Annotated in this window: 17 protein-coding genes; 6 read left to right on the plus strand and 11 right to left on the minus strand. The window is 49.5% G+C overall.

Features of this window, described 5'->3' with window-relative positions; translation table 11 throughout:
* Positions 1-33: 33 nt before the first annotated feature.
* Positions 34-1,365, minus strand: coding sequence for an amino-acid N-acetyltransferase (gene argA / locus EAS44_RS05755; RefSeq protein WP_000237947.1), 1,332 nt, complete (start codon positions 1,363-1,365; stop codon positions 34-36).
* A 231-nt stretch (positions 1,366-1,596) separates the two neighbouring features.
* Between argA and amiC the strand changes: the two genes are divergently transcribed.
* From amiC to EAS44_RS05785, 6 genes are all read left to right on the plus strand, one after another.
* Positions 1,597-2,850, plus strand: a complete 1,254-nt coding sequence (gene amiC, locus EAS44_RS05760) for an N-acetylmuramoyl-L-alanine amidase AmiC (RefSeq protein ID WP_000016907.1) — start codon at positions 1,597-1,599, stop codon at positions 2,848-2,850.
* A gap of 257 nt (positions 2,851-3,107) precedes the next feature.
* Positions 3,108-3,932 (plus strand): PRD domain-containing protein, encoded by an 825-nt coding sequence (locus EAS44_RS05765; protein WP_001314100.1) that lies wholly within the window; start codon positions 3,108-3,110, stop codon positions 3,930-3,932.
* 31 nt (positions 3,933-3,963) lie between these two features.
* Positions 3,964-5,544 (plus strand): PTS transporter subunit EIIC, encoded by a 1,581-nt coding sequence (locus EAS44_RS05770; protein ID WP_000810553.1) that lies wholly within the window; start codon positions 3,964-3,966, stop codon positions 5,542-5,544.
* A complete protein-coding gene (locus tag EAS44_RS05775; RefSeq protein ID WP_000382413.1) occupies positions 5,544-6,719 on the plus strand; it encodes a MalY/PatB family protein in 1,176 nt (391 codons plus the stop codon). The genes EAS44_RS05770 and EAS44_RS05775 overlap by 1 nt, the downstream gene beginning before the upstream one ends.
* 2 nt (positions 6,720-6,721) lie before the next feature.
* The gene (locus EAS44_RS05780; protein ID WP_001066237.1) at positions 6,722-7,318 is read left to right on the plus strand and encodes a KpsF/GutQ family sugar-phosphate isomerase; all 597 of its coding nucleotides are present in this window, start codon (positions 6,722-6,724) and stop codon (positions 7,316-7,318) included.
* Between the two features lie 71 nt (positions 7,319-7,389).
* Positions 7,390-8,337, plus strand: a complete 948-nt coding sequence (locus tag EAS44_RS05785; RefSeq protein ID WP_001331592.1) for a phosphoglycerate dehydrogenase — start codon at positions 7,390-7,392, stop codon at positions 8,335-8,337.
* 301 nt (positions 8,338-8,638) lie between these two features.
* On the opposite strand, the gene EAS44_RS05790 is transcribed toward EAS44_RS05785, so the two are convergent.
* The 10 genes from EAS44_RS05790 to EAS44_RS05835 form a co-directional block, all read right to left on the minus strand.
* A complete protein-coding gene (locus tag EAS44_RS05790) occupies positions 8,639-10,015 on the minus strand; it encodes a VasL domain-containing protein (RefSeq protein WP_000157825.1) in 1,377 nt (458 codons plus the stop codon).
* Positions 10,015-10,443, minus strand: a complete 429-nt coding sequence (gene tssE / locus EAS44_RS05795) for a type VI secretion system baseplate subunit TssE (protein ID WP_000106967.1) — start codon at positions 10,441-10,443, stop codon at positions 10,015-10,017. Before tssE ends, EAS44_RS05790 begins: the two co-directional genes overlap by 1 nt.
* A gap of 3 nt (positions 10,444-10,446) precedes the next feature.
* Positions 10,447-10,983 (minus strand): type VI secretion system lipoprotein TssJ, encoded by a 537-nt coding sequence (gene tssJ, locus EAS44_RS05800; protein ID WP_000484008.1) that lies wholly within the window; start codon positions 10,981-10,983, stop codon positions 10,447-10,449.
* Positions 10,964-12,043 carry a type VI secretion system baseplate subunit TssG gene (gene tssG / locus EAS44_RS05805; RefSeq protein WP_000373308.1) on the minus strand — a complete coding sequence of 360 codons (1,080 nt, stop codon included), beginning with the start codon at positions 12,041-12,043 and terminating at the stop codon, positions 10,964-10,966. The genes tssJ and tssG overlap by 20 nt, the downstream gene beginning before the upstream one ends.
* Positions 12,007-13,767: a type VI secretion system baseplate subunit TssF gene (gene tssF, locus EAS44_RS05810; protein ID WP_000342485.1), complete on the minus strand. Its 1,761-nt coding sequence runs from the start codon at positions 13,765-13,767 to the stop codon at positions 12,007-12,009. The genes tssG and tssF overlap by 37 nt, the downstream gene beginning before the upstream one ends.
* A 369-nt stretch (positions 13,768-14,136) precedes the next feature.
* A complete protein-coding gene (locus tag EAS44_RS05815) occupies positions 14,137-14,580 on the minus strand; it encodes a hypothetical protein (protein ID WP_001025271.1) in 444 nt (147 codons plus the stop codon).
* A gap of 256 nt (positions 14,581-14,836) precedes the next feature.
* On the minus strand, positions 14,837-15,391 hold the full coding sequence (locus EAS44_RS05820) for a hypothetical protein (protein ID WP_001363020.1): 555 nt from the start codon (positions 15,389-15,391) through the stop codon (positions 14,837-14,839).
* Between the two features lie 74 nt (positions 15,392-15,465).
* Entirely contained in the window at positions 15,466-17,043 is a 1,578-nt protein-coding gene (locus EAS44_RS05825) for a PAAR domain-containing protein (protein WP_001351084.1), read from the minus strand.
* Between the two features lie 5 nt (positions 17,044-17,048).
* Positions 17,049-18,659, minus strand: a complete 1,611-nt coding sequence (gene tssA / locus EAS44_RS05830) for a type VI secretion system protein TssA (protein ID WP_001350749.1) — start codon at positions 18,657-18,659, stop codon at positions 17,049-17,051.
* Positions 18,652-22,005: an ImcF-related family protein gene (locus EAS44_RS05835; protein WP_029130951.1), complete on the minus strand. Its 3,354-nt coding sequence runs from the start codon at positions 22,003-22,005 to the stop codon at positions 18,652-18,654. Before EAS44_RS05835 ends, tssA begins: the two co-directional genes overlap by 8 nt.
* Positions 22,006-22,007 lie beyond the last annotated feature (2 nt).

Consider the following 22,007-nt stretch of genomic DNA (forward strand, 5'->3'; position numbering starts at 1 on the left):
GTTACGCATGTCGCATCCGGCGATTTTCATCGCTTACCCTAAATCCGCCATCAAAACTTTGGATTTACGCTGGTAGTTGTACAACTGCTTTTTGCTCTCGGGCAGTAAATCAATATCCACTGGGGTAAATCCACGTTCCTGGAACCAGTGAATACTGCGCGTGGTCAGCACAAACAATTTGCTTAAGCCGCTCTGCTTCGCCTGAGCGGCAATGCGTTCCAGCAGAACCTCGCCCCGTGATGAACTGCGGTAATCCGGGTGAACTGCCACACAGGCCATTTCCCCAATCTTCTCTTCCGGGAACGGATAGAGCGCGGCGCAGGCAATAGTCGTGTTATCGCGCTGAATAATGGTGAATTTGTCGATTTCCATCTCCAGCTGCTCGCGAGAACGGCGTACCAGAATACCTTGTTGCTCCAGCGGGCGAATCAACTCCAGAATACCGCCAATATCGTTGATTGTTGCGCGACGAATCTGCTCGGCGCTTTCCATCACAATCTGCGTACCGATACCGTCGCGTGAGAACAACTCTTGCAACAGCGCGCCATCTTCCTGATAACTGATTAAATGACAGCGACGCACGCCGCTGCGGCAGGCTTTCACTGCGCCACGCAAAAAGCGCACCGTACCGGAGTTGTAATCGCCTTTCTCTTCCTGGGCTTCTACCCGTGCTTGCGCTTCGTTAGGGAAAAGTTCGGAGACAATATCACCGTCGTCATTAGTGACGCCCTGGGAAGAGCAAAAACCAATCATTTTTTCAGCTTTCAGTTTGATGGCCAGTTGAGTGGCAATCTCTTCCGAGGTCAGATTAAAGCTCTCGCCAGTGACCGAAACAGCGACCGGCCCCATTAGCACTATTGCACCGCTGTCCAGTTGACGATGGATCGCGTCTTCATCAATCCGCCGGATACGCCCGCTATGACAGTAATCCACGCCGTCATCGACGCCCAGCGGCTGGGCAATAATAAAATTACCACTGACGACGTTGATATGCGCGCCCTGCAGCGGTGTGTTATTGAGACTCATCGACAGGCGAGCAGTAATATCCAGTTGCAATGTTCCCGCTGCCTGCTTCACCAGTTCCAGTGTTTTGGCGTCGGTCACACGTATATTCTTGTGATACAGCGGTTCGTGGTGATGTGCAGCCAGATTTGCGTCGATCTGCGGACGTGCGCCATAGACCACCACCAGACGGATGCCGAGGCTGTGCAACAACCCGATATCATTAACGATACTGGAGAAATTCTCATGCTCAATGGCTTCACCGCCGAGCATGATGACAAACGTTTTTCCCCGGTGGGTATTGATATAGGGAACCGAATGGCGGAATCCCTCGACCAGCTCGGTTTTACGTTCCTTTACCACGGTATACCTCTTTGCATGATTATTCGAAATTATTGTATTTTTATTCTGTTTTTTCGCAGGGTGCAAGTGTAAATTTTATGCGGGAGCGAGTTTTTTATCAGTAATACCGTGAATATAAAAAGAATGTTTACCGTTTTATAGATGACAGATTATGCGTCTTTCGCTAAAGTTTCCGGTCAAATTGGTCGTTTACTTGTTACACAGCTTAGATTTCTTTTGCTCGGGAGAGGCATGTCAGGATCCAACACTGCAATCAGCCGTCGTCGTTTACTGCAAGGCGCGGGTGCCATGTGGCTATTGAGCGTAAGTCAGGTCAGCCTGGCTGCGGTCAGCCAGGTCGTGGCGGTGCGCGTCTGGCCTGCGTCCAGCTACACCCGCGTGACGGTAGAATCAAATCGTCAGCTGAAATATAAGCAGTTCGCGTTGAGTAATCCTGAACGCGTGGTGGTGGATATCGAAGATGTAAACCTGAACTCGGTGCTCAAGGGGATGGCTGCGCAAATCCGCGCTGACGACCCGTTCATCAAGTCGGCGCGCGTCGGGCAATTTGACCCGCAAACCGTACGTATGGTTTTTGAATTAAAGCAAAACGTAAAACCGCAGCTGTTTGCCCTTGCGCCGGTCGCCGGGTTTAAAGAGCGTCTGGTGATGGACCTCTATCCGGCCAATGCACAGGATATGCAGGACCCGCTGCTGGCGCTGCTGGAGGATTACAACAAAGGCGACCTCGAAAAGCAGGTGCCGCCAGCACAAAGTGGTCCACAACCGGGTAAAGCTGGGCGGGATCGTCCGATTGTCATTATGCTTGACCCTGGCCACGGTGGCGAAGACTCCGGTGCGGTGGGGAAATACAAAACGCGCGAAAAAGACGTGGTATTGCAAATAGCTCGCCGTCTGCGCTCTCTGATCGAGAAAGAGGGCAATATGAAGGTGTACATGACGCGCAATGAAGACATCTTCATTCCGTTGCAAGTGCGCGTAGCAAAAGCCCAGAAACAGCGCGCTGACTTGTTTGTTTCTATCCATGCCGACGCCTTTACCAGTCGCCAGCCGAGCGGTTCCTCGGTGTTTGCGCTCTCAACCAAAGGCGCAACCAGTACTGCGGCAAAATATCTGGCACAAACCCAGAACGCCTCGGACTTGATTGGTGGCGTAAGCAAAAGCGGTGACCGCTATGTCGACCACACCATGTTCGATATGGTGCAGTCGCTGACCATTGCCGACAGCCTTAAGTTTGGTAAAGCGGTGCTGAATAAGCTCGGTAAAATCAACAAGCTGCATAAAAATCAAGTTGAACAGGCCGGGTTTGCCGTACTAAAGGCACCAGATATTCCCTCCATTCTGGTCGAAACGGCGTTTATCAGTAACGTTGAGGAAGAGCGTAAACTGAAAACGGCGACTTTCCAGCAGGAAGTTGCGGAGTCTATTCTTGCGGGAATTAAAGCGTATTTTGCCGATGGGGCGACGCTGGCGAGAAGGGGATAATGTTTTTATTTATTCAATGAATTTATATTTCGTTGAATAGATAACATTTACCTGAATATTAGACGCTGGTTTTGTGACTGATGTCGGATATTTGAATGTCGGCTTGAAAAATAAGCCGACCATCTCTTTAATTAAGCACAATTCCGTGTAATGTATACGCATTAGTTAATCATCTTGTAACTGTTAAATCAGGCAAGGCAATGTTTGAAGTAGTTATTACTTCTGACGTGCCTTGCCTTTTTTTTTGGAGCCATGGAATGATCATCGAAAAAGTCATGAACAATAATTGTGTACAGGCATCGATGAATGGACAGGAGGTTATCATTTCTGGGCCTGGCGTCGGTTACAACAAAAAATATGGAATGTCGGTCCCTGAGCATCCGGCTAACCGGATTTTTTATGTCAGAAATGAACAAAAAAACAAACTTTATAAATTGATTGAACATGTAGATATTGAGTATGTGTTTGTTGCCGAAAAAATAGTGCAATATGCGGAGAAAAATCTCGAAAAAAATCTCAATCCATCGCTACTATTGATTCTTGCGGATCACATTTCGAATGCAATATCCCGAGTCGTTTCAGGTATACAAATTAATAATGTTTTCCTTGATGAAATCAAAGCGTTGTACAAAGCAGAGTATGCGATAAGTCGCGATGCATTAACTATCATTAATGAACAATTCAGCGTTCAACTTCCTGATGATGAGATTGGTTTTATAGCATTGCATATTTTAAATAATTATGAAAATTCAGTTGATTATGAATCAGTACGGATTATTGAGTTGTCGCAAATAATCACGGAGCTTATTGAAGTTGTTTATAACAGAAAGGTGGACAGAAGTTCATTTAACTATTCCAGATTTATGATGCACCTTAAATATTTTTCAAGTCGCGTGTTATGCAATGAAAAAATAAAACAGAAAGATATTGGTGATATCTATGAACAGTTTCTTGAAAAGGACATCCTGTTACAGCGCGCAATTCATGAAATTGAACGGTATCTGTATGCCACTTTTAAATATGAATTAATTTTAGAAGAAAAATTATATCTCTCTATTCGTACCAAAGTATTAATGGACTAATTATATATAACATTTATATGAGATAACCCACATGAAACAAAAGAAAGCCTGGAGTTTTTTTCAGAGCCTGGGGAAGGCATTTATGTATCCCATTGCTCTGCTAAGTGTATGTGGCATGATGCTAGGGCTGGGAAGTGGTTTAGCCAGTGATGATATGGCAAAGTTAATTCCATTTCTGGCTATTCCAATAATTAAAACCATACTTGATTTCATTGTTAGTCTTGGTTTGTTTGCCTTTGTTAATTTACCTGTATTGTTTGCGATAGCGATTCCCTTAGGATTATTAAAAGATAAAGAGGATAAAGCCTATGGTGCTTTTTCTGGCTTAATTGGTTTTATGGCGATGCATCTGGGAACGAACTTTTATCTTAAACAGCACGACTTATTGGTCGTTGCTGACCAAATGTCGACACATGGGCAAACCATCATTCTGGGGATCCAGTCCTACAATACCAGCGTGTTGGGGGGAATTGTTGCTGGGTTATTAGTCGCCAGCATGTATAAAAAGATCGTTAATTTACGCATTCCAGAATCATTAGGTTTTTATAGCGGCCCACGTCTGGTGCCTATCATTACACTGATTGTGATGAGTGGATTTGGTCTGATCATTCCTTTTATCTGGCCGCCGTTTTTCAATCTTTTCATGCTCATTGGACACTGGATTTCAACTTCCGGTCCTGTTGGTTATTTCTTCTATGCAGTTGCCGAACGTGTGACGATTCCTTTTGGCTTAAACCATCTGGTGACGTCAGTTTTCCGCTTTACGCCAATCGGCGGTTCGGCTGTGATTGGCGGCGAAGAATATTACGGCACCCTGAACATGTTTATGGCATACGTTAAAGAGAATGCGGTCATTCCGCTGGATTTGGCGGGGAAAATGGAGCAGGGCAAACTGATGATTCAGTATGGTCTGGCTGGTGCCGCGCTGGCGATGTATCGCACTGCTCATGCTCAAAACAGAAAGGCTATCAAAGCATTGCTTATTTCCGGGGTGCTTACGGTGATTATTGGCGGCGTCAGCGAACCGATTGAGTTTCTGTTCTTATTTGTCAGTCCACTGCTGTTTGTCTTCCATGCCTTTATGAATGGATTCGCTAACATGGTTCTGCCATATATGGGCGTGAAGATGGGATTTACTGGCGATCTGATTCAATTTATTAGCTTTGGCGTATTGCGTGGCACAAGAACAGGTTGGCCGATCGCGGTGTGTGTCGAAGTGGCCTATTTCTTCATTTATTACTTTGTGTTCCGTTGGACCATTCTTAAATTTAACCTGATGACCGTAGGCCGTGAAGAGTCCAATCCTGTCACGCTGAACGTTCACGAAGATACGGCTATAGCGGATATCCCAACTCCTGATAAATCAGAGCTGCAAGCGGCGGAGCAGATGGTTAAGGCACTTGGTGGTAAAGAGAATATTAAGTCACTGGATAATTGCGTAACTCGTTTACGTTTAACAATCGCAGATATGGGATTGATTGACGAAGTTGCAATAAAAAGAGCTGGCGGGATTGCGGTTGTTAAACTTGATCAAAATACCCTACAAGTCATTATCGGCACTAAAGTCATCGCCCTGCGTCGGGATATGGATAACTATATGGGGATATACTGATGGATGTTTTTAATACTCCTGTTTCCCGCAAAGGAACATATTGTACCCAATGGGACTTTTGCGAGGACAGATTTGGTGTAAAAGATGTACTACCATTCTCTATTTCAGATATGGATCTTCCGATACCAGACGCTATCACCAGAGCATTAAAAAAACGCCTGGAACACCCGATTTTAGGGTACAGTCGTTGGCAACATGGTGAATATCTGAATGCGATAGTAAACTGGTATTATCAACAATATCAAACAGATATTAAACCTGAATGGATAACCTATAGCCCCAGTGTGATGTACTCTATTGCAAAAGCAATAGAGTTATTGACATCGCATGGTGATAATATTCTCGTTTTTACACCTGTCTATAATGCATTTTTTGATGTAATTAAACATAGCGAGCGAAATATTCTGACAGCCTCTTTGATTATAAAAAATGAGGGGGGCTACGCTATCAACTGGCAAGATTTTGATCTTAAGATTAAAAGCGCAAAGATGGTGTTATTATGTAATCCTCATAACCCGACAGGAACAGTCTGGTCGGAAGAAGAACTGCATAAAATCGCTGCAAGCTGTACAAGGCATAATGTCTGGTTATGTTCAGATGAAATCCATAGTGATTTTGTTTTTAATCGTAGCTTTACATCCGCGCTTAAAATAAAAAAAGAAAAAGTAGTAGTATTTAACTCGATATCGAAAACATTTAATGTTCCTGCACTAACAGGATCGTATATGATTTCAACTGACGATAATTTTAATCATAAGTTCAGAACGATATCGAGGTATCGCGATTTTGTAAACTCCCCATCAGTACTGAATATAATTGCAACTATTATTGCCTATAACGAATGTGAGGGATGGTTAAAGTCATTAAAGGCACATATTGCCTCTAACATTCAATTCACCCAGCAGTATCTGAATGAAAATATTCCAGAATTGATCGTAAGGCCAGCTGATGGTTGCTATTTTTCCTGGATAGATTGTTCTGCTATTGGTTATCCTTTTGATGAATTCTACAGTCGATTAATTCATGAAGGCAAAGTGGGCATTATGGCGGGGCATGTCTATGGAACGGAGGGGGAGGGCTACCTTCGTCTGAACCTGGCCTGCGGTCGAGAAAAATTATATATGGGGCTTACGCGTCTTGTGAGTGTAATTAAAAATATTAATCAGGGAGAATAAAAATGAATAACACGGATCTTATCTATCTCATTAAACATTTTATGCATAACGAACTTAAAGCAGTAGAAGAGGTTATTTATTCCCCACTTTCTGAATTCGCTAATTTAATTAAAGTATTACAATCTTGTCAGGGAAAAGTTGTTTTTATTGGTGTTGGTAAGTCCGGTATTATTGCCAGAAAACTCGCAGCAACTTTTGCCAGTACCGGAACTCCCTCGTTTTTTGTTCACGGTACGGAAGCGGTACACGGCGACCTTGGAATGGTGGCGAAAGACGATGTTGTTATTCTTATTTCAAACAGTGGTGAGACGGCGGAAATCCTGGCGACACTGCCTAGTTTGAAAAAAATGGGTAATTATTTGATCTCTTTTACCCGCAGTCATCACTCATCGCTTGCGATAAGTTGTGATTTATCTGTTGAAATCCCCGTCAAAAGTGAGGCGGATAATTTAGGTTTAGCACCGTCATGCTCGTCGACTGTTGTTCTGGTTGTTGGTGATGCGGTGGCGCTTGCACTCTCTGAATTGAAAAAATTTACTCGTGCTGATTTCGGCTTATATCATCCAGGAGGTGCACTCGGCATTAAAGCAAATTCATAATTTCAAAATATAAATACAGTAACCGGTCACGCCATCTTTTGGGGTGGCGTTCTTTGAAGTGAGTGTCCGCTATGAAAAATGTTCTGGTCACCTTCCCCAGCTTTTCAGCACGCTGTGTTTCCGCCAGCAAGTTGCTAAGAGAGAATAATTTTAATCTTATTATTAAGAATAATGTGGAGCATCTGCTTAAATCAGAATCCACTGCATTACGAGAATCTATTTGCGCGGTCATCGCCGGAAAAGATGGTTATCAGGCGGACACGCTATCATTGCTGCCTGGTGTGAGAATAATATCGAGATTCGGGACGGGGATAGACAATATTGATCTTCGTGCGGCACAGCAATCCGGTATTGTTGTCAATAATGCGGTTGGGATTAATTCAAATGCGGTTGCGGAATTTATCATTGGACTTATCTTCGCGAGCATGAGAAATATCCCTGGCAGCTATCATGCGATGCAAAATGGCTACTGGGGTGAGTCGCATGGCTGTGAATTACAAGGGAAACGGATTGGCCTGGTTGGCTACGGTAATATAGGTAAAACTCTGGCGAAAAGGTTATCCGGTTTTGATGTTGAGCTTTTAGCTTTTGACAAACAACCCGACTATCAGGTTGCTGACAAAGCTGGAGTTCAGTTTGTATCAATTGAAGATATCTTTATGCAGTCGCATGTCATCATTGTTCTTTTGCCTTTTTCTTCTGAGCTGGAGAACTTCATTAGTCATAAATATTTGTCGATGATGCGCAATGGTGCTCTGATCATCAATGCCGCAAGGGGAAAGTTGCTGGATGAGGGCGCTTTACTTCAGGTGATTGAAGAACGAAATGTGTTTGCGGCGCTGGATGTGTTTAGCTCTGAACCGTTGGCGCAATTTAGCCCACTGCTACATGCCAAAAATATCATTACAACGCCGCATATCGCGGCCGCCACCGTTGAGTCATACCAGCAAACCGGGATACACGTTGCCCAGTCGATAATTGATTACTTCGCAGGAAGGGAGATAAAAAACGTGTTGTGAGTTCAGCGAACAAAGATTTTAAATACAAAAAAACCGCAATTTGTAGAACACATTGCGGTTTGTCAGCATTCTAATAAATTGGTTGCGGGGGCCACAGTCAAGAGGTTAATCCAATCTTTTGAAACTTAAGGTATTCACTGTTCCCGAACCCAAGCTATCTACCGAAATATACACTCATTATCTGATGTGAATCAACGAGTAGATCGAATGGCCTGTTCCTCTCTTTTTTTGTACACAGAGACTCCATTTTAAAAAATGGCAAGGTCACATATCCCTTATTGGTACATAAATCCCCCGATGTTTACTGACTTTGTTCCACCTTCGTATCCAGTAAAATGACATAGCGATTCAACAACTGATTTAACCGGGTATCAATTTGCGTCAACAGCGTTGGCGAAACCTCTCCGGTCTGTTTTTGCTCTTCCAGTTGCCGAAGCAGTTCTTCCAGCGGCGGCTCCTTTAACGACTGCCGGATGCCGTACACCGCCGTTTTTAGTTCCGAACCGGTCAGATATCTCCCCTTACGTTCATCCAGTGCATCCAGCTGCGCCGACAGGCGCTGTAGCTGGCTCTGCGCCTGAGCATAGCCATTCAGTGCCTCAGCAGACAGGGCGCTCAGCTCCCGCTGTTTGCGCCACTGCGCGTTCAGCGCCCTGACCTGAGGATTATCCGGCCACAGGGCATCAAGCTGGCGTAGCTGGCGATATCCTTGCTCCAGTGGCCAGCGGGCAGGCAATTTGTTTAACTGCTCCAGTTGCATCTGACTTGCCGCAATTGTTCTGTCCTGAGCCAGCAGCGCCTTATCCTTTACATCCAGCTTTGCCAGTTCGCCGCTCTCCAGCGACTGCGGCAACGGCATGACAGACAGTTGTATTCGCTGGATTAGCGCGTCCGGCTGATTAAGCTGCGACCAGCCCCATAATCCTGTTCCGCCGAGACCGGCCATCACAACCATTCCGGCCATAAATATCGGCCATGTCCGCTGCCGGGAGATTTCAGGGGATGGAACGGGTGGACTGGCATCCTTATCGTTTTGCTGAACGGATCTGGTTGCAAAAACCGGCTGTGGACTTTCCTCTGACTTTTTCGGTTGATTCATTTCCCGGCGGGGTAATTCAGGGGGAGTGATAGTGGTTTCCGCTCCCTGAGGCGCCAGCCGTTCCAGACGCAATGCGGTATTGCGAAACTGCCCGGACAATACGTCCAGCTTCGTCATATGCCACAGTTCACACTGTTGCAGCGTGGTTTCTATGGTAGAAAGATGCTGTACACAACGGTAGATCTGCGGCAGATCCTGATACTGAATATCCAGCGTTCTCAGTGCCTGCTGCATTTTTTCTGTGACCCAGCTGAGCAGTGATATTCTGGAATGTACCTGTACCGGCCAGAAGTCAGCCCAGCGCTGGAGCAGTATATCCAGTGAACCGAGTCCGTCTGCCATCCCTGCCAGCCCCTGCCGTCTGGTTATCGCCAGTACGTAACAGACCAGCGTCTGTAGTTCCACGCCATTTTGCCGGAACAGCGCGAGGCTGAGTTTTTCCACTTGGCGCCAGTCCACGTCTGGCCGGGCCGGGTGAGTCAGTTTACTCATTTCAGCCTGCAGTTCACCGGATTCCTTATACGTACAGGGATCGCCGCCCATGACGAACTGGCTGATAAAATTCGCGTTACTTGCCATCAGTACGCCCGCTCCTGCTGTTTGAGATGACGCAGAACAATTCGTCCTTCCGGAGAAAATACGCCATCAAAGCGTATCCAGCCGGTATCGGGAAGCTGCGCGTGGATCAGGTAATTAAGATGCCCCGGACGGGGCTGGGGGAGTAATTCCACCTGTATCTGACTCAGGCGTGGTTCATAACGCAGCAGTGTTTCTTCAATCTGACGCATCAGGCCATGAATACCCGCAGCCATCCCCTGATGGATCAGACTGAGATCCGGCAGACCGTAATCCGGCAAATGCGCCAGCGTGCCTGCCCGGCAGTTGATAATGCGTTGCATATTGTCCATCACGGAAAGGATAAGCTGATCCCGCTCGCTGATCTGTTCCAGCGGTAACTCGCCGCTGAAACTGAACGTCAGCATTTCATATAAGGAAGGTGTCGACATCGGTTATTTATCCTTGAGAGGCAGCAGTCGCAGGTCGCTTCTCATCAGTTCAATCGAGCGCGGCTTGTCGGCCTCCAGTTCGTCCCTTTTGATCACCAGACGCCAGCTGTCGCTTTTTTCATCAGGGTGATAAAACTGCCCAATAATGGCGACAAACTGCGTCTCTTTATCCAGCGGCACATTCAGGGATGCCGTGCCTTCCGGTTTTACCCAGACGGTGTGTTTTGCCAGTACGTCCTTCTCCAGCGTCTTCTCTTCCTGCATAAACAGGGTGTCGTAATCCGCCTTGTCAAAATCTTCGCGGGTTTTCAGTTGCCAGACATGCACCATCGTGGAAAGCGGCGTATCTTCCGCATCCGTATTCAGGGCGCTGCGGGAGAAGAAATCGAGATGCAGTATTTTGATTTGTTTGTAGAAAACGGCTGAGGCCACGCTTTTCGATTCATCCACCACTTTCTGAATCAGCCCGCAGCCACTCAGAACAACCGTCAGCATCGCCATACAGAGCAACGCCGGACGTTTAAAACGAATAGGAAACATGAGTCATACTCTCCCTGTTACGAATGGAAAAAGCGGGTATTAATCCCTGATAACGCCCCAGACTGACCGTCACTGTTCCGGTCGCGGGCGCGGCAAAGGAGGCGCGAAGGATGCCGGTACGGCTAATCTGTACACGCTGTTTTCCCAGCCGGGCAGCAGGCAACAGGCTGACGGGCAGCGTCAGTTGCAGACGGGCCTGACAGCGCCAGCCCAGATAAACGCGCAGCAGCACCAGCAAATCGCTGTGCAGTTGCCCGCCGGGCAGCCAGCCACGTGCTTCTGCGGCATCTTCGGTATACAGTTTCAGCAGCAACTGGCTGTTGACGTCGGTACCGGTACGCCCCAGCAGCGTTCGCGTTTTCAGGCTGATGCGTGAATTTTTTGACAGACCCGCAGGGGCCGGGAGAATTACAGGCTGCGGATCGTGAGGCACCACCGTGGCTTTCGTCAGCGGGGCAAGCAGCCCCACCAGTGCCGTGACGCCTTCAGCCGTGCGGGTGGGCAGGCGCATCACGCTGAGCAGGGCCAGAAAACGGGATACAGGCGTGGCGATATGGTTCTCGCTGCCGGGAATACCCAGCCCGATTAACCCCAGCAGACAACGGGAAATGTCATCCACGGCACCTGCTTCAAACGACGCCGGGTAGTTATATTTGCGCCAGATGCGGTAATACTGGGTGATAAAGCGATGGTTAAAAATATCGAGAAACGCCATCACTGCGTCATGTCCGTCATGACGCTGGGTAATGTAGTCCAGATAGGCGGTGGGCAGCGGTGAATCCACGCCGTACAGGCCGAGAAAGGTGGTGCGCACCGTGGGTGGCGCGTCGGGATTGTCCACGTCACGTTCAACGTTCTTTAACTCGCTGACCGGAAAGCCCATTCCGGGATGGGGGCGAAAACGCACCGCATCGGCGGCGGGGTTGTCGGTACTGCCCAGCGGCGCTTTCTGCTGGCTCTGTTCCAGCAACTGGCAAAAACGGTAAAAATTGATCCGCGCAATATCCGGGGCCAGCCGGTCGGTCAGCCCGGTACGCGCTGGCTGTGATGCTCTGTCCATTGCAGGCACTTTCCTGTGGGTTGCAGAATTAAGGTCAGTTGAGTGAATAAGTGGATATCGGCATACAGTGCGAAGAAGCGGTGCAGCAGTTCACCAAACAGCGTGATATCACCTTCTCCGGCAAAGCCGTTACTGTCCAGCGTCACCTGAATATCCACGCCACGCAGCAGAAAGCCTCTTTCAAAACGCTGTATCAGGCTGTGCTGAACGTCGACAATCGCCTCCAGACGACGGCGGTTCATCTCGCTTTCGGTCCAGTCGTACAGCGCCAGCGTGCCGCGCAGAATTTCGGCGTTATCCATCATCGATAAAAAGTTAGAACCGAGGTGGCTGAGCACCCGCCAGTGGAAGCGGTCACGCGCCGGGGGATAGCAGGGCTGCGTCGGGGCGCACAGGTTGCGCACCCGCAGGACGTTCTGTGAGGCATGAACTGGCGTATCGAGCAGGGTGCTCTGTAAGGCTTTACGGGGAAGCTGCCCGTTGGTGCCGGTCAGACTTAAGGACAGGGTTTCATCCTCCAGCATCCGGTCGGAATCAAACGCATCGCCGCCCAGAATCAGCCATGTGTCGTGCAAGCCGGAAGGGCCGCGCTTTACCCGCGTGTGGTAATAGCGTTCCGGCGCATCGTGGCGCAGCATCCCGCCCCGGTGACGAAAGCTGGAAAAGGGGACATATGCCTGACTGCCGGTATGGCGCGAAGAAATAATGTTGTCGACGGAATAAATCTCGGTATGCCCGTCCTGAATGCGCATCGGGCGTAGCAGAAATTCGTTTTCCAGTGGCGAAAGGTGTAACGGATCGGCTTCGAGCGGGAACAGGTTGATGACCGGCACGCAGTGCAGACGGATATTATCGCTGTCAAACGGCAGGTCGTGAGGCCAGTTCTCGTTCAGCACCACGTCAATCTCAAAGCCGGTTATCCCCTCCGGCCATGCAACCTGCTCCAGCCCGTTCAGCGCCACGAACATAAACTTCTCGCGGAAGGTGAAATACTCCAGCAGCAACTGGTAACCGCTGAAGGCTGACTCACCTTTTGGCCAGAGCCTGTCATCATCCTCAAAGCCCATCGGGGAAAAGTGTGCGCCAAGCATCCGGCGATCCTGCCCCGGCAGACGCAGCCAGAACTGCTGCGTGCCAAGCGTTAAAGCCCGGTGCAACGCACAGGCTACCGGGCTGTCGGCATTGAGATAGAGCGGCAGGCGGGATAAATCGATCTGCGACCAGTCACCAACCAGCGGGCCGCACGCAAAGCGCAGACGGATAACCGAGCGTCCGTCCGGTTCATATTGCAATGACACGTCCGGCAACGCCAGCGGATGCAGCGTGATATCACGCGTGGCACTGTAGACGCAGCGGGTTCTGCGCTCGCCAACAGGGCGCGACAATACCTGAAAATCGCTCAGCGTTTCGCTCTGCTTCATCTGCCGGTGATCTGTCGACAGTTCAACCACGGAAAGTGACGGGATGGTTCGCAGGTAGTGGGGCCACAGCAGGCTGACCAGCCCTTCAGTCAGTTCCGGCAGATCGTCGTCCAGCTTTTCGCGCAGGCGGCCCATTAAAAAAGCGAAGCCCTCGAACAGGCGCTCCACATAGGGATCGCGTGCGCCGGGTTTATCAAGATTAAGCATCGCAGCACGGTCGGGATACGCCTGTGCGAATTCTTTACCCGCTTCACGCAGGTAGCGCATTTCGGCTTCATAGTAGCGTTGGGTCAGGTCGTCCATTCAGAGAGTTATTTCCCATTTAACTAAAAAGTTAGATAACAGTAAAAAGAAAATATATTTTACAGTTCATAAAACACCAGTAAAAAACAACAATAACCCATAAAGATGAGCGCAATTAAAAAACCATTACAATCATCTGTTAAAAATAAACAATGACTACTTTGCTTATAGTATTGCCGGTCAGTTACTTCATCTTCCTGGGTATTACATCTTTAATATAGTGTGTGATATTTACATTTCGTTTTACATGACATTGATTTATTTGCCATGTAAGATTAAGCAATCTCACACTGAAAATAAAATTAACTGTTACTGATACATCGCTACTCTATTGTTTTTTAGATAAAACATCATAACCTCATCATTGATTTAATTATTGCCATTTTTTTCGCATAATGATTTTTCTTTAACGTATTTCGTTGCCAGACCCGGCATCCACCCAGACGGGATACCACTACAAGCAATATAATTTCTAGATAATAATTCTTTTTTGTAAATTGAAGAAAAAATCAACACTGCGCAAATAGAGAAAGCAATAATAATTTTAATTATCAACCAAAGGCGCACCATTGTTACTTTAGACAATCGTCGCCCACTAATAGCAAAAAACAAAATCTCAAACGACATTACATATAATGTGAAAGGTAAAAAGACAATTAATATATATCCCCAGCTATATACAATAATATCATTCCATAAAAACAATTCATAAATAGCATAACACCCAAAAGAAACAAAAGCCGAGGACAGAAAGAATATAAATAAAAAACTACAAATTAAATTTACCATTTCTTTTATTGCCTGAATATTCATCTCTAATTTAGTCCCCACTTAATTATATTATCAAGATTTTCTCTTAGATATTACTTCACCTCATGCTCCAGTACCTCCCTTCCTTTAATTAGCACATTTTTTGCCCACATAGTTCCCAAGTCCCAGATATCATCTGCAGTCTCTCTGGCTTTCTCAACAAATTCCTGCTGAGCTGCTTCAATATAGGCCACAATACAATCAGTAATCCAAACTAAGCTGCGTATCGCACAGTACCGCCGCCTGAGTATCCTGACACTTATTTCACAGCCTTACCATTCTGGTAATCTCTATAGGAATACGCAGCCGGATCTGTGTTATGCCAATAGCCTGCTTCGTGGACAGTATTATCAAATGCCCACAAAAAATACCCATCATCACTTGTTTTAGATATTTTTCTTTCTGTCTCAAATTCATACCACTTATCTTTATAAGTAAAAGAAATAAGGAAATAATCATTGACAGGCTTTAATGTTTCCGCATCAAATGTCGTCCTCAGATATTCACATTTAATTTTACCGCGCATCAGGTCTTTAAATTTCTGAGCATCCATCTCAGCAAGGCCATATAGTGCAGGAAGTCTTTTATCCGACCCATTTAATGCGTTCTGTAATTTTAATGTAATACCAAAGTCATCCAAATTAGCAATTGGAGTATATTGAGTATTCAATATATAATGATCATCTATTTTAATATATTGAAGTTGCTGTAGCCATTCGCTGGTATCAAACTGTATCCTTTTATTTGGCCAGTTGGGATCGTTCGCGTCAGCAGTTGGTACAGTGACAACCATCTGATATTCTTGCCTGTACATATAATATCCTCCACCACACAAAGTAATGACGACAGATGTCGTCACTGCGTAATACCATTTTCTTTTTAAGAACATTATTGAACCCACTCCTCAGGCTGATAATCCTGTAACCCGCTTTTCAGCCCTTTCGGCGAATCCCCTGTTCTTGGCATATGCCATGCACCATTAGGAGCTATTGGTCCTCCGCCAGACTTTTCATTTTTGTCTCTGGTAGTAACATCTGCATGGCGTTTTGATTTCTCATCATATCCCTCTGGTTTCACTGGAGGGGAAACTTCAGTATTCCCCTTTGCTTTTTCTTTATTATACATATCTATATCTTTTTTATATTTTTCTACCACACTACCATATTCCTGAGCTTCTTTAATTTCCTTGCCTGTCCCATAAGCCAGACTGTAGTCCGATCTCATCTCAAACGCTTTAACCATGACATCCCAGTTATCAGCCATTTTCTGTGCCGGGCTGTCCTTTTGCCCTGCATCATCCTTCCCGGAAAAATCTTTATCACCATCTGAGATACCGGCCCGACAGGCATATGTTGTCACATGGGCATCATAATCAAAAACTGACTCGTGAACTGCTGCAATATCTTCATGTTTAAACATTCCATTTTTTTCAATATCCTTGTCTTCATGATGATAATGATATGAAGCTGTTTTAATAACACCGTGGCACAGAATAACCAGTTCCTTAATCACTCTTCCTTTTTCTTTGCGTTGATTCAGGAATGAAACTAATTCATCCTTATTCTTGACATAGATAATTCTTCCATCGTGCGCTTTAGTATAATCATTAATTCTATCAATATCTTTTTGCGTATACCCAAGCGAAAAAACCACCATAATTCGCTGCGAACTGGAATCCTGTTTACTGGCTGGAGGAAACTGTTGTAATTGTTCTAATCCACAATTTATAAATCGATACTGATTTCCTTTTGAGTCCTCCATTCCTATCCAGTTTGTTACGGCTGTTCTGGCCGCCACAATCACAATATAATCACGCCCATTAATCCAGTTGACATATTTTACAGGTTCATTCTCTTCAGTTGTTAATTCGATCTTTCTATTGTCAATTTCTTTTAATGAACCAAAATTTTTCCCTCTTTTCAGCCAGGAATCAGCCAGTTTTCCTGTAAGTGCAATTACCTTTTGAGCAGTATCTGTATATATTCTCTCAGTCTCGCCATCCTGATTAGTCTTGCCACTGAGAGACATGTTATTATTTAGGATAAAGACATAAGGTATGTCCTGTACACTAACATTATTTTCGCCATGTTGAAGTTTTATCTGATGACTGTATTTTTTATCTGGATTACCGGAAGTCAGATTTTTCCTCGCCGACTGCGCATGTTGTTCCGGCTCGCTTCCCCCGTCATCCGTTTCATAGGTATCATCCATCATTGACGCAATAAACCGCGCCTTGCACGGGCAACTGCTCTGGCTGTCCAGAGATCCCGCCATCAGCCTGCCGTGAATATCCGTTTCCGGCACGCCGCCCACAATAATAAACATTCCCGGATATCTGCCGCAGGTGACCCGATCCATATCCCGTGCCTGTGGGATACCCATGATCGTATGGTCGTCCGCGCCTTCAATAATCTTCCCGCCGCAGGTGGTTTTGTCCCCCCTGACCAGAAAGTAGCCTGTTCCCATTGCCATCAGTCCTTATGTTGCGTATCACACAGTACCGCTGCCCGTGCCGGATCGATTGCCACCAGCGTTCCCAGCAGGATTTCCATTTTTCGGTTCAGCAGGGCTTTATCCGCATAGCGGTGCGCCCGCAGACGCAGCAGTTTCAGTTGCCGGGCTTTTACTTCAAACAGCAGTTCTGGCTCCCACTGCGTCAGCGTTATTCCCTGTGCGGCGGTATCCAGTTCTTCCAGCAGCAGGAGCGCCATCTCGTTTTTACCGTACTGTTCCGCCACCCGCGCCATCAGCAGTCGCAATAACAGGCGCTGTCGTGCCGTGGTGATGCCCGGACGGGTCTGTATCCAGCCCAGCGCCGCTTCCACGCCCTGACTGTCTGCCATCGCCAGTGCTTCCGGCTCCAGCGCCAGTACGTCATTTGTGGCGTCGTCTGTCGGTACAGCGGCTTTCCCCGCAAGCCATGCGCCGTCTTCCCGCATCATGACCTGCTGCGCTATCCAGTTGCGCGTCACCTCATCGGCGAACGGCGTGCCGTCGTTCCATGCCAGATTTTCCAGCCCTGGCAGGCGTTCCAGCAGTAACGCCAGGTCCTGACGGATAACAGCTGTCCACCTGTCCCACGGTACGCCCGCCTTAGTCAGCGCCTGATGCAGATACCACTGGATATCCAGCCAGAAATGGCTGACGCCGGTGCTGAACATCAGGTCGGCCTGCTCCAGCAGTTCCGTCCAGTTCTGCTGGGCATACAGCCGCTTAAGCTGGTTGCGTGACTCGGTGCGCGGCGGGGCCAGCCGGGTTTTGCCGTCCACATCCGGCGGCAGTTCATGCACCGTGTCCCAGCGCAGGGTTTTCATCAGCCGGTGCGCCGAAAGCCAGCCCTGCGGCTGTTCGTTCAGATAACGGGCCAGCACTTTCGCCTGGTCGAGCAGGTCACGCCCGGAGGTGATGGTCTGTACCTGTGGCGCATCCACCGGGGATGACGGTGCAGTAACGCTGCTGCTGTTTTGCGGCACCACCGCGTTCATCCCGCCCGACTGCGCCAGACGTGATTCCAGCGCGTTAATCAGTGGCATCAGGGAGGGGGAATGCTGGTCTTCGGGCCATGCAGTGAAGGAAACCGTCAGTTGATTAAGAGCGGCAACAATGTTCGCAAAATCCTCTTTTGCCACTTCCGGGTAGCGGGCAAGGCTGTCGAGCATCTTTTCCCCTGCCAGCCACTCCAGCGCCATTTTCCGGCTGGCCGGACGCGAGGGCAGCAGTTGCGTACCGAAGCGTTCCACCAGTCCGGTCAGCAGCGCCAGTCCTTCCGCCAGTCCGCGCTCACCGTCGCGGTGCAGTCGCGCCCAGATGTAGTAAGTGGCGATGCGCACGTCTTTGGCCTGCGTCAGCAGCAGGGATTCGGCAAGCTGGCAGATAAGGCCGGTATCTGTGCCGGAAAGTTTGTTCATTTCGTCGCGTATACGCAGGAAATCGTCGTGGTAGCCGGGGTCTTCCCCGACCGGCGTGTCTGCCGTCACCGGCAGCAGCCATGTCTGCCACAGCGCCGCCTGTGTTCGCGCCACATCCAGTGCATCCCGGTCGGCAAAACAGCTACGGGTCAGCTTTTGCAACAGTTCACTCATCGGCGTCTTCCCCATACTCTTCCGCATCCTTCATACTCCTGCCGGTCAGAAATACCTGTCCCGGCAGGCGGAAGTTTTTCAGCTCCAGCAGCGCCAGCGGCCCTTTACCCTGTTCAACCCGCAGCAGGTAATTCAGCGGCAGGCCATCCTGCGCTTTCCACACCACCTTAAAGGTGCTGCTGTCCACCGGTGTCACCTGCGCCTGTTCCAGCAGGCGAATAAGGCTCCAGCTTCCCCGGTAATCCGCCAGAATGCGTTCCATCGCCTGCGTGCTGGTCCAGCTCAGCGATGCGCCGGGTTGCCACTGTTCATCCGGCCAGTTGAAACGCTGCCAGCGTTCCTTCTGGTTGAAATATTCCAGCTCCTGCCCGTCAATCACCAGATGCGTTTTCATCACGTCACGCGCCGGTTTTGCCCGCAGTTCGAAATGTATTCCCGCATCGCCGCTGGCAAAGGCGGTGTCGGCCACGTCACGCAGGCGGTTCAGGGCGCGGATAAAGTCCGGGTTAACCGTCAGCCCCTGCGTGTTCATGGCGTCAGCCACCCAGTAGCGGCCTTCACGTTTCAGAACACCGGAAAGGTTGGCGGCGATAAACTGGTTGATGCGCCCGTCATCGCGCAGATACTGTGCCAGCAGGGGAAGAGAGGCATCGTTTTGTGAGGCTTTGAACGGATAGCGCCCGGCGAAGTCCTGATTCCAGTGGCTGACTATCGCCCGCTGCCACTGACGGTTCAGGCTGTCCGCCGCAGGCGTCAGCACCTGCCGCCACGACTGCTCCACCGGGCGGACGAACAGCGCCTGACCGAAGCCACTCCATTCCTCGCCCAGACTGGCGGCGATTAACCGTCCGTAGTCGCGGGTGTCGGTGAGGTCAACGGTTTTGCCCTGTAAAACCGTCTGCGCCAGTTGCTGGGTCATCTCCTGCGGGTCGGGGGCGTTGGTCACCTGTTGCAGTTTGAGACGCACGCGGGTGACGCGGGTCAGATACGTTTGCAGGCTGAGTTGCGTATCACCACCACCGCCTCCTGCCTTATCGCCCAGCAACCGCAGTAGCGGCGCGAAGGTTTTATCCAGCGGCCCGACAGGCTCGTTGCCTTCACGGGATTGCTGCGGCGTTTTCTCCTTGCCGTTAAACAGTTCCTGTGCCGATTTCGCCAGCGAGTCTGACAGGCCACGGTTTTCCCTGCCTGCCGCCGCCTGCCACGCGAGGGTGTCCGTCAGCGCAATCAGTGGCGACTGACGGGCATCGGCCATCAGTGTCAGCTGGTCGAGAATGCCGGAGAGCGAGTCTTCCTTTTTCCAGCGAATGCTGTTGAGAAACGCCAGCCAGCTTCCGGCAAAGTCGGTAAAGTAGCGTGAGGTGAGACGGTTACGCAGCGTATCCGGCGAGATATCCGCAGAGGTATCCTGCTGGCGGTCGCTGAGTACCCAGTCGATTTCCTCGCGCCGCGCCGTCACCACCTGCTCGATGGCTTCCCTGACCTGTCCTTCCCACGCCTGACGGGTGAACATCCCCGGCACCGTCTGTTCCGTACTGAAAAGAGATTCGGTGAGGGTATCCCCGGTCATGTCCGCCAGCGTCATAACGGCGTAGTTGCGGGACACCTGTTGCAGCACGTTCTGGTAGAGGGTGTTTTCGGCATTACGCACACCAATCTGGCGCAGCAGGATTTTACGCACTGCGCCGGTCAGTTCCGGTGGCGGCGATGTTTTCCACTGCGGGTGTTCCGGCAGGTTCGCCGTCCAGAAGGTCAGCAGTGACGGCAACACGCTCTGCCGCACACCTTCCGGGATATTCTCGTAGCGCAGACCGTCCGCCATCAGCGTGGTACTGAAAAAGGCAGCGTCGGCCTTTTCCGGGCGGGAAGTCATCAGCAATGCCTTAAGCTGCTTATAGCGTTGTTCACCGGTGGCGGTACGCTGAGGACTGTTGGGCGGCAGCGCGACAAAGGCATTAAGTTGCTGTTGCAGATGGTCAACGGCCACGTCGCGCACCAGCCGGTTTGCCGCCTGCGCATAGCCGGGAAAAGCGGCGGCGAGCAGTTGTTGGTTACGTTCAAGGCCAAAACGCTGATACCACGGCGCACCTTCGCGGATACGGTATTGCAGGCGTTCCAGTTCGCCCTGCAGGGTATGCAGCGCCACCAGTTGTTCTGCCAGCGGCAGGCGGGTATCGAGCGCACGCGCCGTCTGGATACCGGTTTCCTGAACAAGAGCGCGGTTGGCGAAGAACGAGGTCGTCATTCCGGCCCCCCATATCACCAGCACGCAGACAGCGGACATCAGTGCGGTACGCAGCCACGGAAAACCCACCGTGCGCCCGCGCGCGTTATCACCCGTCACGCCCGCCCAGACCGGTGACGGCAGCCACGCATGAGGTGCGGCCTCCGGCACGGCGGCAAGCGGCGGGCTGAACATCAGGCCACGCAGGCGCAGGGAAGAAAATGCGCCGCCTGCCAGCAGCGGTTTCAGAACGCTTTGCCAGTGAGCGATACCCCGCTCTGCAAGGGTATGGGCCAGACGCAGCAGGAAATCATGGCGGTTATCCGCCAGCAGTTGCGACATGCCCTGTTCCGTCAGCGGCAGGGTTTGTGCTTCCAGCATTACAGCCAGTTGTTCCGGGGTACAGCGTTCCGGCAGCAGGCAGCCGACGCTTTGCAGGGGGCGTCCGGTCTGATAATCACCGTCGTCACAGACCTGCCACAAATAGAGTGGAGCCTGAAAACCGAGTCGCTTACCGCCGTTTATCAGTTCGCGCCAGCCTTTGTCGAGTTGTGCGGTCTGGCGGCTTTGTTCTTCTGTCAGCGGCCAGATGATGCCGTCCAGCGGACGGCTGCGGCGCAGTTTTTTTAAGGCGGTCAGCAGTGTGACATCAGGCTCCGCTGTTGGCCTGCCGCCATATATCAGCACGGTGTGGTCGCCCTCCAGCCAGTGTTGCCCGGTCAGCCCCGGCGCGATGGCCTCTGCCTCTTCAGGCTCGCCGGTCACCAGCAGCAGGCGGACTTTACGCCGCCAGAACGGACCATAGCGTAACCGAATATTTGAGCTGAGATCGGTTAAAATATCCTCTGATGGAGAAGATACGGGTTGGTCGTTTTCTGCCGAATTTTTTGGTCTGTAAATAAATTGCGCTTTCCTTTGCTTCCGGATCCACCAGAACGGCGAACACACAACCCCAAGTAAAAAAAGAGAAAATAATCCCGCCCATATTCCCCATATCAGACGAGCAGACACTCCGCTCTTTATCAGAACATCCTGATTAATAATAATTAACAGAGCGCAAATCCCTGCCAAACCAATAATCAGAATTAAATATCCCCAGAAACCGTAACGCTGAGTATGCATTA

The organism is Escherichia coli DSM 30083 = JCM 1649 = ATCC 11775 (genome assembly GCF_003697165.2).
Lineage (GTDB): Bacteria > Pseudomonadota > Gammaproteobacteria > Enterobacterales > Enterobacteriaceae > Escherichia > Escherichia coli.